This window comes from Sagittula sp. NFXS13, from assembly GCF_040148795.1.
GTDB lineage: Bacteria > Pseudomonadota > Alphaproteobacteria > Rhodobacterales > Rhodobacteraceae > Sagittula > Sagittula marina.
In genome coordinates this window covers 124618-139024 of the sequence record NZ_JAGEMH010000008.1, presented here as the reverse complement: position 1 = coordinate 139024, position 14407 = coordinate 124618, and the positions used below count along the sequence as shown (strand labels likewise).

Here is a 14407-nt window from a genome sequence, read left to right as displayed (position 1 = left end):
CTCCGGCAAAACTGGGGGGCCTATGTCAAAGACGGTTGTGATTGTCGGAGCGGGAATCGTGGGCGTGTCCACGGCAATTTGGCTGCAACGCGCCGGACATGCCGTGACGCTGATCGACCGCAAGGGGCCGGGCGAGGGCACCAGCCACGGCAACGGCGGTGTGCTTGCCAGCGCGGCCTTGGTGCCTGTGCCGACGCCGGGTTTGTGGAAACGCGCGCCGAGGATGCTGCTTGACCCGCGGGAGCCGCTGTTTCTCAAATGGGGGTATCTGCCGCGTCTTTTGCCGTGGTTGATGCGCTACATGGGCGAGGCCACCGCCGAGGGCGTCGCCAAACGCGCCCGCGCCATCCTTCCGATCATCGGTGACAGTCTCAATGACCACATCGCCTTGTCCAAAGGTACGGGGGCGGAGCACTTTGTCGTGCCCAGCGACTACCTTTATGTCTATGATACGCATAAGGATTATCTCGCTGACGGCGCCACGTGGCAGGTCAGACGCGATGCGGGATTCGACTGTGAGGTGATGGACGGTCCGGCCTTTCATGCCTACGATCCGTCGTTTGGCCCCGCGTATCAATGCGCTGTCCGGCAAAAGGACCACGGGCGCATCAGCGACCCCGGCGCCTATGTCAAGGCACTCGCCGCCCATGTGGAAACCGAAGGGGGACGCATCCTGCGGGGGGATGTGACAGACATCGCCCGCGAGAACGGGCGCGTGACGGGTGTCCGTGTCTCCGGCGAGCATCTCGCCTGCGATGCCGTGGTGCTGGCGGCCGGGGCATGGTCGGCAGGACTGGCGCGGCAGCTCGGGGTGAAGGTCCCGATGGAAAGCGAACGCGGCTACCATCTGGAGCTGTGGGAGCCTTCGGTCATGCCCCGCGCGCCGGTCATGATCGCCAGCGGAAAATTCGTTGCCACGCCCATGGACGGGCGGTTGCGGCTGGCGGGGATTGTGGAATTCGGCGGACTGGACGCACCTGCTTCCAAAGCGCCCTTTGCCCTGTTGGAAAACAACATTCGCAAGGCCATTCCCGGCATCACGTGGAAGCGCCGTGTCGAATGGATGGGCCATCGCCCAAGCATGTCCGACTCTCTGCCGATGATCGGGGCGGTGCCGGGTGCGCAGGGGGTCTTTGCCGGGTTCGGCCATGACCACGTCGGCCTGACGGGCGGTCCCAAAACCGGGCGTCTTCTGGCACAGCTGATTTCCGGCACCACGCCGAACATCGACCTCGCCCCGTATAGCCCGTCCCGCTTTCGCTAGCGGGCCGGCGCTTCGCCACGATTGTGGAAAACACCGCGCTACAGGTGCGTGAAACGTGGTGAATGCCTCGTAATTTAAAGGCTTTTCCCAAGCCTGTAGAGGGATCGTTTCCATTTACGCATCAATCTGAGCCGCGTCTCAGATGGGTAAGTGGAATCGATGCCAAAATTAGCCACCAATGTCGCGGCCTTTGGATCGCCGGCGGATGCGGCCCTGTTCGGCGGCAATATCCTCGCCCCGCGCGCGCATATGACTGGACCAGAGAGCTACGCTCAGGCGATCGAGGCGCTGGGCGTCACTGGCCTGCGCTATCCCGGCGGTTCGCTGACCGAATTTCTCTTTGACATGCGCAATCCCGACGCGACGACCGCCATTGATCCGCAGTCAGGGGAGGAAGTGGATTTCATCCCACTTTCCGATGTCATGGATTATTCCGCAGACACCGGGCGCGGTGTCAGTATCGTGATCCCAACGCGCGACCAATTGTCGAACAGTGCTTCTGATGACAATGGCGACCGGATGCCCGCCATTGATCGCGACGTCCTGACCGGCTTTGTCAACGATGTGGTCTCTGGTGAATATGGCGCGGGCACGGTGACCGCCTTCGAGATCGGTAACGAATACTGGGGCTCGGGAGAGATGACGGCCGCCGAATATGGCCGCCTTTCCGCCGACATGGCGGAGGTCATAGACCGCGAGTTGAACGCGCTCGCTGAGGAATTCCCGCAGGCGGCGGAGATCGATGTGCTGGTCCAGGTGGGCACGAACTTTGGCAGCTCCGACCTCTCGGCGGCCTATGTTGGAGTGCCCGTTGACGAGGTGGTTGCGGATCTCAACGACACCTACGATCTGTCGCTCGACGACGATGTGATTTTCCCGAACGGTGGGCTCGACTGGACGGAGATCAACAATGAAATCCTGCTCTCCCACTTCGACGACACCGCCATGGCCGCGACTGACGGGGTGATCGCCCATGTCTACTCCCGCGCGCCGACGGTGGAGCATTCCCGCTGGTTCCAGCTTGAGCAGATCGAGGAACACTGGCTGTCGCGTGACCCGGATCTGGAAATCCACGTTACCGAATGGAACCAGAAGGCCAACACGGGGGCCTTGGAGGGGACCGAAGACTACGGGCTGTTTCAGGCTCAGGAAATGCTGGAACAGGTCGAGGAATTCATGCGCATGGATGTGGATGCCGCGCAGGTCTGGCCACTGATCCAGAACACGGACTCCGCACTTGCGCTGGGCCGGGACTTCGACGCCGCGACCGCCCCGGGTCAGATGTTTTCAATGCTGTCGGAGAACCTTACGGGTATGCGGATGCTGGATTTCACCCCGCAGGGCGACGACCGCGACACGGAATTGACTACGCGAGAGATGGATGTGCACGTCTTTGCGGATGGCGAGGACATGGTGATGTATTTCACCTCCAACCTGCGCGAGGGGGTCGTGAATACGGAGGTGGACATCTCCAATCTCGTTGACGGCTTTGACAGTATGGAAATCACGACCCTCGGCGTGGCCCGAGGCGCGGCGCCGGGCGACACGCAAAGCGCGCCGCAGGTGGGTCACCCCGATGCGGAGGATCTGCATGTGGAGGGTCTGATCGAGACCATCCTCGCGCCGGGCGAGATCATGCAGGTGCGCCTCGACAGTGTGCAGCCTACGGCGGATTTTGCCGAGGCATTCGCGCAAACGGCCATCGACGGCGGGCGGCCGGTCCCCCAAGTGGCAGGTGTCATGGACGACAGCGAGGATGGCATCGACTTGCCCGATCACGAAGCGCGGGCTCCGGACGACGACGCCGAGCAGGACGAAGACGGTGGCGACATGGGCAGCATGTGGCTGCTTGGCCTGATGCCGTTGCTCTTTCTGCTGGGCTGAGCGCGCCTCAGAAGTCCTCAATCACCTCTTCGATCAGTTCCGGCCCGGAGGCGCGGTTGGAATTCACCTGCGTCGAAACACGATGGAACCGAAGCGTGTCGTCGGGGGCTGGCTGCATCAGCGTCGCGGCCCCGTGACCGGCCTCGCCCAGCCACTTGCCCCAATCGCCGGGCGGCAGCACAACCGGCATCCGGTGGTGGATGTCGGACATCGGGCCGTTGGCAGCGCAGGTCACGATGGCAAAGGTGCGAAAGGCCTCATCGCCCACGGCCCAATCTTGCCAGACGCCGGCCATCACAAGCGGCGCGCCGTCGCGGCGCGTGATGTACCATGGCAGCCGATTGCCGTCGGGGTCCTTGGTCCATTCGTAAAAGCCGCTGGTGGGGATCAGGCAGCGCCGTGCGCGGCAGGCGGCCTGGAAGGCGGGCTTTTCGGCGATGGTCTCCGCCCGCGCGTTGATCAGCAGGGGGCCAGCATTTGGTGCGGTGTACCAATGCGGCAGAAATCCCCAGCGCATCGACACCAAGCGTCGTCCGGTGTCGCTGTGGACCACATGGATCTGGTTGGTCGGGCAGACATTGAAATTTGGCACCTGTGGCAAATCATTGGCCGGGCGCGCGTCGAACAGCTGGGCCATTGCGTCAGCGGGCAGGGTTACGGCGAAACGGCCACACATGGCAAACCTCCGGGTTTTCCTGAGACGTAACATGGGACAGACGGCACGCCAGTCAAAGGCTCCGCAGACCTCATCGCCCGGGCCCTCAACGTTCGGGCCCGCAAGGAGACACCTTGCGGCCTCCACCGTCTGACCCGTGGCGATATCTATGCGACAGGAGCCAAAAGCGCCGTCTCAAATGTCGCGATCACAGACCTGAACAGGCCGCTGGCCGCCGCAATATCCATTCTCTGCTCAAGACAGCCCGAACCGGGTGTAATGCAGCAGGCCCCAATCGGTGAACTCCCGGTGCACCTTCCCCCACAGCGCGCCAAAGCGCATCGGGTCCACACCTGCATGTCGCGCGATCTGGGCGAGGCTGCGCCGCCCATCGGCGGCCGCGATCAAATCTGCCGCGTCTTTCGGCAGTGTGATCTGGGTTTTCACCTCTGGCAGGGAGACGGGCAGGGGCTTGCCCTGGGCCACCGCTTGCGCAACGCGCGGCAAAGACGGCAGTTGGAAGCGGGGCACCAGGCTGGACTGCGATGGCTTTGGCAGGGCGCGGTCCTCGTCGGATGGCACGAGGTAGCCAACATGTTTGCGGATGGTGCCGCGCAGTTTTTCCGCGATGGCCATGCCTTGAGCCGTCTCCATGCCAGCAGGCACCGTGGTTACGCGCGACAGATCGTAAAGCCCCGGCTGCACAAAGCTCTGCACCCGCCAACCGGTGTCGGCGCAGGTGCGCAGCAGCTCCGGCACGTCATAGGGCTTGTCTTGCCCATGCAGCAGCAGATCGTAGAACCCGGCGTCGCTTTGTTCGTGATCCATCAGGTTGGGGTTGCTGGCAAAGGGATGGCCGTCAGGCAGATCGGCGACGATCTCCTTGGCGCGGGCCAGTCTTTCGCCGGGGGGCAGCCCGTCGAACAATGCGCCGAACGCCTCCTGCAGGGGGTAGACGCCGGAGCGCCCGTAGGTGGCGTAGACCATGAAGCCCATGCCGCCCCCCGGCGCGAGCGCGGCGCGCAAGGCACGAAAGCCCGCGTCGGGGTCGGGCAGGTGGTGCAACACCCCGCAGCAGTCGATGTAGTCAAACGGGCCATGGTCGGGCGCATCCAGCAGCGAGCCGGTCACAAACGTGATGCCCGTCAACCCACGTGCGCGGGCCCGCGCCTCGGCAATCTCGCGGGAGGCGGTTGAAAGGTCGATATAGGTGATGTCATAGGGCGCACCGGCGGAGGTCATCATCTGTGCCAGCTGGATCAGCGCGTCGCCGGTCCCACCCCCGGCAATCAGGGCGCGCAAGGGTCTGGACCAGTCGCGTTGCCCGCCCCAAAGAAAGTGATCCATCTCGGACGGGCGCGAGGGGGAGCCTGAGATCAGCCGTTTGGCCTCATCCGCGGGATCGCGGGCGGGGTAGGGGAAGTGTTCGTAGTGTTCCTTGACCGTAACCATGTGCACCCCCTCGTGTTCGCGGCCTTTTTGCCGCATGGCAGCGCGAAAGACCAGAGAGGCCGGGGGCTGTCGAAAGTGTCCAGAACTGGCTTTGCCCCCGCCCCAGAGGGGCTCCCACCCAGAGCTATTTGGAAAGCAGAGAAACGCGGAGTGCCCGACGGCGGCAGGCGGATCAGCGCTTTTTTGCAATCTCCAGGCGCGTGTCCATCACAGCGATCTGGGCGATCAGACGGCGGCGTTCGGTGCGGTCGGAACACTCCAGCAGCTCGGCGCGCAGCCGGGACAGTTCGCGGGCAACGGCGACCGCCTCTGGCACCGCGCCGTTGTCTTTCAGGATGCGATTCAAAACGGCCGTGTCGGGGTCGTCGATGCGCGGCAGCGGTTTGCCCGCGCCAGGCAGGTTGTCGAACATGCCGTCGGCGTCTGCCCGTGCGATGCGCGCATTGATGAGGTCGATCAGCGGATGGTCCATGGCTCCAAAGTGCCACAGACCGTCATGTCGGAAAAGGCGCCATGTGAAACGCTGCGTCACGAAGCCGCTCACGCCACGTCGCCAAGCCTTGCGCCAGAGCCGCGTACAGGCCAACACTAAAGTCGGAGACATGAGGGGAGGACTGGCATGGCGTTTGCCACGATGGAGGATCGCGCGGCCCTGGAGGCCGAGAAGCCCTATGAGCAGCGGGATGTGCCCGACACGCTTTGGGCACAGCTGGAGCGCACGGCGCAGGCTTTTCCGAACCGACCTGCGGTCAGCTATCAGCTTTTGTCGGGACCAAACGACAAGGCGGAAACCCTGACCTGGGCAGAACTGCGGGACAGGACCGCGCAGGTGGCGAACCTTTTTCGCAGCCTGGGGATCGGCGAGACCGACGTGATCGCCTATGTTCTGCCCAACGCGAACGAGACGGTCACCACCTTGCTGGGCGGTGCCGTCGCAGGCATCGTCAACCCGATCAACCCCTTGCTGGAGCCGGAACAGATCGCCTCCATCCTGCGGGAGACGGGGGCAAAGGTGGTGGTCACGCTCAAGCCCTTTCCGAAAACCGACGTGCCGCAGAAGGTCCACGAGGCCGTGCGCCATGCGCCGGGCGTCACCACGGTGCTTGAGGTCGATCTCAACCGCTACCTGACCCCGCCGAAGAAGTGGATTGTGCCGTTTGTGCGGCCCAAGCTCGAAGGCCCGCGCCACACTGATTACAAGTGCTTCCGCAAAGAAGTGGCAAAGCAGCCAAAGACACTCACCTTTGCCGATTCCAAAGGCGACCGCGTGGCGGCTTATTTCCATACCGGCGGCACCACCGGAATGCCCAAGGTGGCACAGCACCTGTATTCGGGGATGCTGTACAACGGCTGGCTCGGCTCAAAGCTGTTGTTCACCGAGGAAGACAGCGTGATGTGTCCGCTGCCGCTGTTCCACGTGTTTGCCTGCCATGTGATCTTGATGGCGATGGTACGGTCCGGCGCACATGTGGTGTTCCCCACGCCTGCGGGATACCGCGGGGAGGGGGTGTTCGACAACTTCTGGAAGCTGTGCGAACGGTGGAAGACGACATTTGTGATCACCGTGCCGACGGCAGTGTCGGCGCTGATGCAGCGCACCGTGGATGCGGATATCTCGACGGTGAAGACGGCGTTTTCCGGGTCTGCGCCCATGCCGATGGAGCTGTTCAAACGCTTCGAAACCGCCTGTGGTGTGACCATCTGCGAAGGCTACGGGCTGACAGAGGCGACTTGCCTCGTGTCGGTGAACCCGCCAGATGGCGAGAAGAAGGTCGGCTCGGTCGGCATTCCGTTCCCGTACACGGACGTGAAAATCCTGAAGGTCAAGGACGGCCGGCCGGTCAACTGTGGCCCTGATGAGATCGGCGAGATCTGTGTGTCCAACCCCGGCGTCTACGCGGGCAAGACCTATACCGAGGTCGACAAGAACAAGGATCTGTTTCATTTCGGCACGCATCTGCGGACCGGGGATCTGGGGCGTCTGGATGCGGATGGCTACCTCTGGATCACCGGACGCGCCAAGGACCTGATCATTCGCGGCGGCCACAACATCGACCCTGCCGAGATCGAAGAGGCGTTGCTGACCCATCCGGCGGTCTGCTTTGCCGGTGCGATCGGTCAACCGGACGCGCATTCCGGGGAGCTGCCCTGTGCCTTTGTCGAGCTGGTGGACGGTGCGACCGTGACCGAGGCGGAGCTTCTGGAATACGCCAAGGTCCATGTTCACGAACGCGCGGCGCAGCCAAAGCACATGACGATCCTCGACGAACTGCCAAAGACCGCTGTGGGCAAGGTGTTCAAGCCCGACCTGCGCAAGCACGCGATCACGCGGGTTTACAATGCGGCGTTGCAGGCGGCGGACTGCCCCGCGCGGGTGGTCTCGGTTGTAGACGACAAATCTCGTGGGCTGGTGGCGCAATTGCAGCCGAATGGCGCGTCTGAACACGATGTCGGGCGCGTGCTGGGCGACTTCACCCGTCCATGGGAGTGGGCTGAGGAGACGGCGACCGCCTGAGAACATTCGCCTGCGTCTGCCAGCGACCCGCTAGGGGCATCGCTGGCAGACGCAAGGTTACGCCACGCCTTCAAGGCGTTTGCAAGCCACGCGGGCAGGGGTCAGTCAGGGCAGCGGAAACGCCAGGCGCCATCGGCACAGATCTCACGCGTGGCGCGGCCTTCGTGCCAAAGGTGCAGGCAGTGCGCCATTGCTTCGACCAGTGCGAGGCCATATTCGTCGGGGCGGATACGGCGCTTGAACAGCGCATGAAAGCACTCGGCGGCAGTGGCAGGCGTGGTCAGATGCGCTTCGAGCCGGCTCAGTGCGGTGTGGTGATTGTCGATCATCTGCTTCAGGCGTGCCGGCAATCCGGTAAACGGCAATTTGTGACCGCCAAGCACAAGGTGATCCTCATTTGCCATGGGTTGAAAGCGCGTGCAGGTTTCCAGCCAGTCGGCGACCGGATCGGCCTCCGGCTCCGTGGCATAAACCCCAAGATTGGGAGAGATCGAGGGCAGCACCTGATCCCCTGCAACGATCAGCATGTCGTCGCGTGACCACAGCGTCAGATGTTCCGGCGCGTGGCCTCCGCCGCTGTGCACGTCCCATGTCCGACCGCCAGCCACAAATGTATCCCCCTGCGCCAACCGCTTGTGGCCGTAGGGCATGGGGTGAACCGTGGCACGGAACATGTAAGGCGGCTCGGTCATGCGCTCGGCGATCACGTCCTCCGCCATGCCTGCGGCGCGCCAATAGGCGATAATTTCAGGGGTGGGCGCGTCATGCGGGTCCTGCTGCAACATCCGTGCCAGCAGCCATGCGGTGCGCGAGGCCACAACCTGCGCGCCGTTCTCGTAAAACCACCCGGCGAGGCCCACATGGTCGGGATGGTGATGCGTGACCAGCACGCGGTTGATCGGCTTGCCGCCCAGCGGGCCGGCACGCAGGGTCTCCCAGATCGCGCGAGAGTGATCTGACGCCATGCCGGTGTCGACCACGGTCCAGCCGTCGCCGTCATCCAGCGCGTAGACATTCACATGGTCGAGCTTCATCGGCAGCGGCAGCCGCATCCAAAGCACGCCGTCCGCCACTTCGACCGCCGCACCGTGTTCGGGGGGCGTGTCGAAGGGCGTGCGGATCGGGTGGAGGCTGCCGTCCATCACGCGGCGAAGTCTTCGGCTGCAGGCAAATCACTCGCGCGGGCCTGCGCGCACAGGCCGGAATGTTCCGGCAGCAGGCGCGTGATGTAGAACCGGGCCAGCCGTTCCACGGCACCGCCGCCTTCGGCGCAGGCCACGCGCAGGTGCGCGTCCGCCCCCAGCACGCGGGCAAAGGCGCGCAAGTAGGGCACCGCCCCGCCAAAGCGGTCCGCCATGTCGCGGGCCAAGAGGTCCTCGGTGGTTTCGCGCAGGGTTTCCGTCGCTTGCCAGACGGCCTCGGCCAGATCGGGCATGTGCTCTTTGCCCGCTTCGGCGTGGGTTTCGATTTCGTCGAGCAGGGAAAAGACCGCCTCGCCGCCGTCCATCAGCTTGCGGCCCACCAGATCCATCGCCTGAATGCCGTTGGTGCCCTCGTAGATCGACGTCACCCGCACATCGCGCATGTATTGAGCGGCGCCGGTTTCCTCCACGTAGCCCATGCCGCCATGCACCTGCACCCCCTTGGAGGCCACGTCGATGCCGGTGTCGGTGCCGAACGCCTTGGCGATGGGGGTCAACACCCCGGCCCGCGCTTTCCATGCGGCGTCGCCTGTGGCACGTCCCATGTCCAGCGCCACGGCCAGCGCCAGGGCAATGGCCCGCGCGGCGAAAGTGTCGGCCTTCATCTCTGCCAGCATCCGGCGCACATCGGCATGGCCAAGGATTGTCCCGGTGTCAGAGCGCCCCTGCTTGCGGTCATTGGCATAGGCCAGCGCGTGCTGATACGCGCCTTCGGCCACTCCGACGCCTTGCACGCCGACGCCCAGACGCGCGTTGTTCATCATGGTGAACATGGCGCGCATCCCGTCGTTGGGTTCGCCCACGATCCAGCCCTTTGCGCCCTCGTAGCTCATGACGCAGGTGGGGGAGCCGTGCAGCCCCATCTTGTGCTCCAGCGACACCACGCGCAGATCGTTGCGCTGGCCCGGCTCGCCTGTCTCGTCCGGGATGAACTTTGGCACGATAAACAGCGAGATACCTTTCGTGCCCGGCACTGCATCGGGCAGGCGCGCCAACACCAGATGGCAGACGTTGCCGGTGAAATCGTTGTCGCCCCACGAGATGTAGATCTTCTGGCCGGTGATGGCGTAGCTGCCATCGTCGAGCGGCTCCGCCTTGGTGGTCAGCGCGCCCACGTCGGATCCCGCCTGCGGTTCGGTCAGGTTCATGGTGCCCTGCCATTCGCCGGTGACCAGCTTGGGCAGGTACATCTCCTTCAGCGCGTCAGAGGCGTGGTGCTCCAGCGCTTCGATCTGGCCCTGGCTCATCAGCGGGTTCAGTTGCAGCGCAAGACAGGCCCCCGACATCATGTCGTTGACGCAGGTGGTGACCACCATCGGCAGGCCCATGCCGCCATGCGCCGGGTCCGCCGAAGACGCGATCCATCCGCCCTCGGCGATGGCCTTGTACCCCTCTGCAAACCCCTTGGAGGTCCGCACCACACCGTTTTCGAGCACCGCTGGATCGGTGTCGCCGTTGCGTTGCAGAGGTGCCATGACCTCCTCACACATCTTCGCGGCCTCGCCCAGAACAGCTTCTACGGTCTCGAGCGAGGCTTCTTCGAAAAGCGTCGTCTCGGCGACCCGGTCGTAACCGACCACATGTTTCAGAATGCGGGAAAAATCACCCAATGGTGCGCGATAAGTCATCAAAATACTCCTCCGGCTTGGCAAGCCCACCACGACCTAGTAGCAAGCGGCCCGTTAGAACAAGCGTATGCACGCAGCGGGGCGCGTCCACAGGAACGCCACGTCACGGGCAGACACCCACGGGATCGACGCATGACACAGCAGTTTTCGCCAACTTCCGACGGACTGGCCCGTGCCGCAGAAATGCTGCGTGCGGGCAAATTGGTCGCCTTCCCGACAGAGACAGTCTACGGCCTTGGCGCCGATGCGCGCAACGATCAGGCGGTGGCCGCGATCTTTGGGGCCAAGCAACGACCGTCGTTCAACCCCTTGATTGTACACGTCTCCAGCGTCGATGCGGCAAAGGAGCTGGTGGTCTGGTCGGAACAGGCTGACGCGCTGGCAGAGGCCTATTGGCCCGGTCCGCTGACGCTTGTGCTGCCTTTGCGTGAAGGGGCTGGCGTGTCGCGCTTGGTAACGGCCGGGCTGGACACGCTGGCGGTGCGGATGCCCGCCGCGCCGATTGCGCGCGACCTGCTGTCGCAGGCGGCGATTCCCGTGGCCGCGCCCTCGGCCAACCGGTCTGGACAGATCAGCCCGACCCGCGCAACGCATGTGCTCGACAGCCTCGACGGGCGCATTGACGGCCTTGTGATGGGCGGGGCCTGCGATGTCGGGCTGGAATCGACGATCCTTGGTCTGACGGGGCGGCCAACCCTGCTGCGGCCCGGCGGCATCACGCGCGAAGCGCTGGCCCACGTGCTGGGTGGCGGTGTGGCAGAGCGTCACGCCACCGAAGGCATCACCGCCCCCGGCCAGATCCGGTCGCATTACGCGCCGAATGCCAAGGTCCGCCTGAACGCGGTGGATTTCGTGGAGGGCGAAGCCCGGCTGGGCTTTGGGGCAACAGACTGCGATCTGAACCTGTCAGAGGCCGAAAACCTGACCGAAGCGGCGGCGAACCTGTTTGAATACCTTCACCGTCTGGACGCCACCGGAGCAGAGCGCATTGCCGTTTCTCCGATCCCGCATCTGGGCTTGGGCGTTGCTATCAACGACCGCCTCAGTCGCGCGGCGGCGGATCGGTAAAAGAGCGGCCGACATGGGCGTTTGCCTCCGTCGGGAGGCGCGGCGCACACAATCAATTCCGAATGCGCCCGTCAAAGTCCGCACCTTGTTCCTTGTCGCGCGATACGGCAAGCAGGGCGGCGATATGCATGGCGGGAGGCAACCCGCTTTTCCACGATAAGGAGCAGGCGAATGCGGTTGATTTTCATGGGCACTCCAGACTTCTCGGTTCCGGTTCTGGACGCTCTGGTCGAAGCGGGCCATGACGTGGCCGCCGTCTATTGTCAGCCGCCGCGACCCGCTGGACGGGGCAAGAAGGAAAGACCCACGCCGGTGCACGCCCGTGCCGAGGCCCTGGGGCTGGAGGTGCGCCATCCCGTCTCTCTCAAGGGGGCAGAGGCGCAACAGGAGTTTGCCGCACTCAACGCCGATGCCGCTGTCGTTGTGGCCTATGGCCTGATCTTGCCTCAGGCGATCCTTGATGCTCCGACACATGGCTGCCTGAACATCCACGCCTCGCTGCTGCCGCGCTGGCGCGGGGCCGCCCCCATCCATCGCGCCATCATGGCGGGCGATGACATGACGGGCATTTGCATCATGCAGATGGAGGCCGGGCTGGACACCGGCCCGGTGCTGCTGCGCCACGCCACGCCCATCGGGTCGGGCGAGACAACGGGCCAGCTGCATGACCGGCTCAGCCAGATCGGCGCGGCGGCCATCGTCGAAGCTTTGGACAAGCTGCCCGACCTGTGTCCCGTGCCGCAGCCGGACGCAGGCGTGACCTATGCCAGCAAGATCGACAAGGCAGAGGCCGCCATTGACTGGACCCGACCGGCCTCCGATATCGTGCGCCAGATCAATGGCTTGTCTCCCTTTCCCGGGGCTTGGACGATGCTGGACGGGGCGCGGGTGAAACTGCTGGCAGCGGCAGAGGCACCGGGCACTGGTGATGCGGGCGTCGCGTTGGACGACGCCTTGATGATCGCCTGCGGCGAAGGTGCGCTTCGGGTGCTGTCAGCGCAGCGCGCGGGTAAATCCGTTCAGGATGCAGCGATATTCCTGCATGGCCAGACCGTTCCGGCAGGCACGGTCTTTGGCGGTTAAACCTTGGCAGACTGCGCCTGTGCCCTCATACTCAGGGTCAAAGGAGACGCCCATGTTCCCGGTCCTGACCGGCACCGTGGTGATTGCGGGTATCGTCGGTTACCTGTCTGAAAAGACGGGCTACACGCGCAACGGCGTCTTGGCCTCCATCATCATCTGCGTCGGCGGCGCCTTCCTGTTCTATTTCATGAAGATCATGTTCGGCATCGGCTTTCGCACGCCGGCCTGGAACGCGATCGCGGCCTCTGTCGGGGCGCTGTTGCTGGTGCATGCGTCCTATCGCCCAGCCTCAAGACGCAAGCGCCGGGGACGTTAGAGCCATGTCGATCCTTTTTCTTGTGATCATCGGGGCGGCGGCGGGGTTTATCGCAACGCGGTTGATGGGGATCGAGGCGGGCATCATCCCGACCATCTCCATTGGCATCTGCGGCGCGCTTCTGGGCGGGCTGGTGTTGCGCTTCCTTTTGGTGCTGACGGGCGCTGCTGCCGGACTGGTGGGGGCTGTGCTGGGGGCCATTCTGCTGCTCGCGCTCTGGCGCTGGGGCACGCGGCGCTGATCCCGGCCCTGTGCGGGCACGCACTGATCCTATGCGGTGACCGGGATTGGCCGGTGTCGCGCGCAGCCCTAGGTTCTCTTTCAACGAAAGGGAGGACCCTATGGGCGAATTGCAAAACGGCGAATGGCACAGCGGCTGGTATGACACGAAATCCACGGGGGGCGAGTTTCAGCGCACCACCACCGGGTTTCGCAACTGGATCACCGCAGACGGCAGCGCAGGACCGTCCGGCGAGGGCGGCTTCAAGGCAGAGGCCGGGCGCTACCACCTTTACGTGTCTTACGCGTGCCCGTGGGCGCACCGTGCGCTGATCTTTCGCGCCCTCAAGGGGTTGCGCGACCTGATCACCGTCGATGTGGTGCACCCCGATATGCTGGAAGATGGCTGGACACTGCACGCGACCTTTTCCGGGGCGACAGGCGACACGCTTTACGGCAAGGAATTCCTGCGTGACATTTACACCAAGGCTGACCCGCAGGCCTCGGGCAAGGTGACGGTGCCGATCCTGTGGGACAAGCAGCGCGAGACCATCGTCTCCAACGAATCCTCCGAGATCATCCGCATGTTCAATTCGGCCTTTGACGGGATCACCGGCAACACCGACGATTACTGGCCCGAAGCCATGCGTGACGCGATCGAGCCGATCAATGACCGCATTTACGACACAGTGAACAACGGTGTTTACAAGTCAGGCTTTGCCACGTCGCAACGCGCCTATGACGCCGCCGTGCATCCCTTGTTCGACAGCCTCGACGGGATCGAAGGCATTCTGGCCGAGAACCGCTATCTGATGGGAGACAGACTGACCGAAGCGGACTGGCGTTTGTTTACCACGTTGATCCGTTTCGACATGGTTTATCACGGTCATTTCAAATGCAATCGCGCGCGAATCGTGGATTACCCGAACCTTTGGGCGTACACGCGCGAGTTGTATCAGTGGCCGGGTGTGGCAGAAACCGTTTTCATGGGTCACATCGTCCGCCATTACCACTACAGCCACGAAACGGTGAATCCGAACCGTATCATACCCATCGGTCCGTTGCTGAATCTCGCCGAGCCTCACGGGCGCGACCACATGAAGTGACGGCAGGGCGATGTA

At 63.9% G+C, this 14407-nt stretch carries 13 protein-coding genes; 8 read left to right on the top strand and 5 right to left on the bottom strand.

Annotation, left to right across the window (positions count from 1 at the left end; all coding sequences use genetic code 11):
- Positions 1-22: 22 nt before the first annotated feature.
- Positions 23-1264 carry an NAD(P)/FAD-dependent oxidoreductase gene (locus J4E08_RS16105; RefSeq protein WP_349539383.1) on the top strand — a complete coding sequence of 414 codons (1242 nt, stop codon included), beginning with the start codon at positions 23-25 and terminating at the stop codon, positions 1262-1264.
- Between the two features lie 159 nt (positions 1265-1423).
- The gene (locus J4E08_RS16100) at positions 1424-3148 is read left to right on the top strand and encodes a hypothetical protein (RefSeq protein WP_349539382.1); all 1725 of its coding nucleotides are present in this window, start codon (positions 1424-1426) and stop codon (positions 3146-3148) included.
- Between the two features lie 7 nt (positions 3149-3155).
- On the opposite strand, the gene J4E08_RS16095 is transcribed toward J4E08_RS16100, so the two are convergent.
- From J4E08_RS16095 to J4E08_RS16085, 3 genes are all read right to left on the bottom strand, one after another.
- Positions 3156-3824 (bottom strand): SOS response-associated peptidase, encoded by a 669-nt coding sequence (locus J4E08_RS16095; protein ID WP_349539381.1) that lies wholly within the window; start codon positions 3822-3824, stop codon positions 3156-3158.
- A gap of 234 nt (positions 3825-4058) precedes the next feature.
- Positions 4059-5255 (bottom strand): class I SAM-dependent methyltransferase, encoded by a 1197-nt coding sequence (locus J4E08_RS16090; protein WP_349539380.1) that lies wholly within the window; start codon positions 5253-5255, stop codon positions 4059-4061.
- A 172-nt stretch (positions 5256-5427) separates the two neighbouring features.
- Entirely contained in the window at positions 5428-5859 is a 432-nt protein-coding gene (locus J4E08_RS16085) for a DnaJ family domain-containing protein (protein ID WP_349539379.1), read from the bottom strand.
- Between the two features lie 15 nt (positions 5860-5874).
- On the opposite strand from J4E08_RS16085, the gene J4E08_RS16080 reads away from it, so the two are divergent.
- The gene (locus J4E08_RS16080; RefSeq protein WP_349539378.1) at positions 5875-7770 is read left to right on the top strand and encodes an acyl-CoA synthetase; all 1896 of its coding nucleotides are present in this window, start codon (positions 5875-5877) and stop codon (positions 7768-7770) included.
- A 101-nt stretch (positions 7771-7871) separates the two neighbouring features.
- Here J4E08_RS16080 and J4E08_RS16075 read toward each other — a convergent pair whose 3' ends face one another.
- On the bottom strand, positions 7872-8912 hold the full coding sequence (locus J4E08_RS16075) for an MBL fold metallo-hydrolase (protein ID WP_349539377.1): 1041 nt from the start codon (positions 8910-8912) through the stop codon (positions 7872-7874).
- Complete coding sequence (locus J4E08_RS16070; RefSeq protein WP_349539376.1) at positions 8912-10600, bottom strand: acyl-CoA dehydrogenase family protein; 1689 nt, start codon at positions 10598-10600, stop codon at positions 8912-8914. The genes J4E08_RS16075 and J4E08_RS16070 overlap by 1 nt, the downstream gene beginning before the upstream one ends.
- A gap of 132 nt (positions 10601-10732) precedes the next feature.
- Here J4E08_RS16070 and J4E08_RS16065 point away from each other — a divergent pair, with 132 nt between their 5' ends.
- From J4E08_RS16065 to J4E08_RS16045, 5 genes are all read left to right on the top strand, one after another.
- Positions 10733-11668: an L-threonylcarbamoyladenylate synthase gene (locus J4E08_RS16065; protein WP_349539375.1), complete on the top strand. Its 936-nt coding sequence runs from the start codon at positions 10733-10735 to the stop codon at positions 11666-11668.
- 171 nt (positions 11669-11839) lie between these two features.
- On the top strand, positions 11840-12751 hold the full coding sequence (fmt, locus tag J4E08_RS16060) for a methionyl-tRNA formyltransferase (protein ID WP_349539374.1): 912 nt from the start codon (positions 11840-11842) through the stop codon (positions 12749-12751).
- A gap of 52 nt (positions 12752-12803) precedes the next feature.
- On the top strand, positions 12804-13067 hold the full coding sequence (locus J4E08_RS16055) for a hypothetical protein (RefSeq protein ID WP_349539373.1): 264 nt from the start codon (positions 12804-12806) through the stop codon (positions 13065-13067).
- Between the two features lie 4 nt (positions 13068-13071).
- On the top strand, positions 13072-13308 hold the full coding sequence (locus J4E08_RS16050) for a GlsB/YeaQ/YmgE family stress response membrane protein (protein ID WP_183967749.1): 237 nt from the start codon (positions 13072-13074) through the stop codon (positions 13306-13308).
- Positions 13309-13408: 100 nt separating this feature from the next.
- Positions 13409-14392, top strand: a complete 984-nt coding sequence (locus tag J4E08_RS16045; protein ID WP_349539372.1) for a glutathione S-transferase family protein — start codon at positions 13409-13411, stop codon at positions 14390-14392.
- Positions 14393-14407: the final 15 nt, after the last annotated feature.

Coding starts and splice junctions, on each gene's coding strand:
- J4E08_RS16105 (WP_349539383.1), top strand. CDS start 23: ATGTCAAAGACGGTTGTGATTGTCGGAGCGGGAATCGTGGGCGTGTCC.
- J4E08_RS16100 (WP_349539382.1), top strand. CDS start 1,424: ATGCCAAAATTAGCCACCAATGTCGCGGCCTTTGGATCGCCGGCGGAT.
- J4E08_RS16095 (WP_349539381.1), bottom strand. CDS start 3,824: ATGTGTGGCCGTTTCGCCGTAACCCTGCCCGCTGACGCAATGGCCCAG.
- J4E08_RS16090 (WP_349539380.1), bottom strand. CDS start 5,255: ATGGTTACGGTCAAGGAACACTACGAACACTTCCCCTACCCCGCCCGC.
- J4E08_RS16085 (WP_349539379.1), bottom strand. CDS start 5,859: ATGTCTCCGACTTTAGTGTTGGCCTGTACGCGGCTCTGGCGCAAGGCT.
- J4E08_RS16080 (WP_349539378.1), top strand. CDS start 5,875: ATGGCGTTTGCCACGATGGAGGATCGCGCGGCCCTGGAGGCCGAGAAG.
- J4E08_RS16075 (WP_349539377.1), bottom strand. CDS start 8,912: ATGGACGGCAGCCTCCACCCGATCCGCACGCCCTTCGACACGCCCCCC.
- J4E08_RS16070 (WP_349539376.1), bottom strand. CDS start 10,600: ATGACTTATCGCGCACCATTGGGTGATTTTTCCCGCATTCTGAAACAT.
- J4E08_RS16065 (WP_349539375.1), top strand. CDS start 10,733: ATGACACAGCAGTTTTCGCCAACTTCCGACGGACTGGCCCGTGCCGCA.
- fmt (WP_349539374.1), top strand. CDS start 11,840: ATGCGGTTGATTTTCATGGGCACTCCAGACTTCTCGGTTCCGGTTCTG.
- J4E08_RS16055 (WP_349539373.1), top strand. CDS start 12,804: ATGTTCCCGGTCCTGACCGGCACCGTGGTGATTGCGGGTATCGTCGGT.
- J4E08_RS16050 (WP_183967749.1), top strand. CDS start 13,072: ATGTCGATCCTTTTTCTTGTGATCATCGGGGCGGCGGCGGGGTTTATC.
- J4E08_RS16045 (WP_349539372.1), top strand. CDS start 13,409: ATGGGCGAATTGCAAAACGGCGAATGGCACAGCGGCTGGTATGACACG.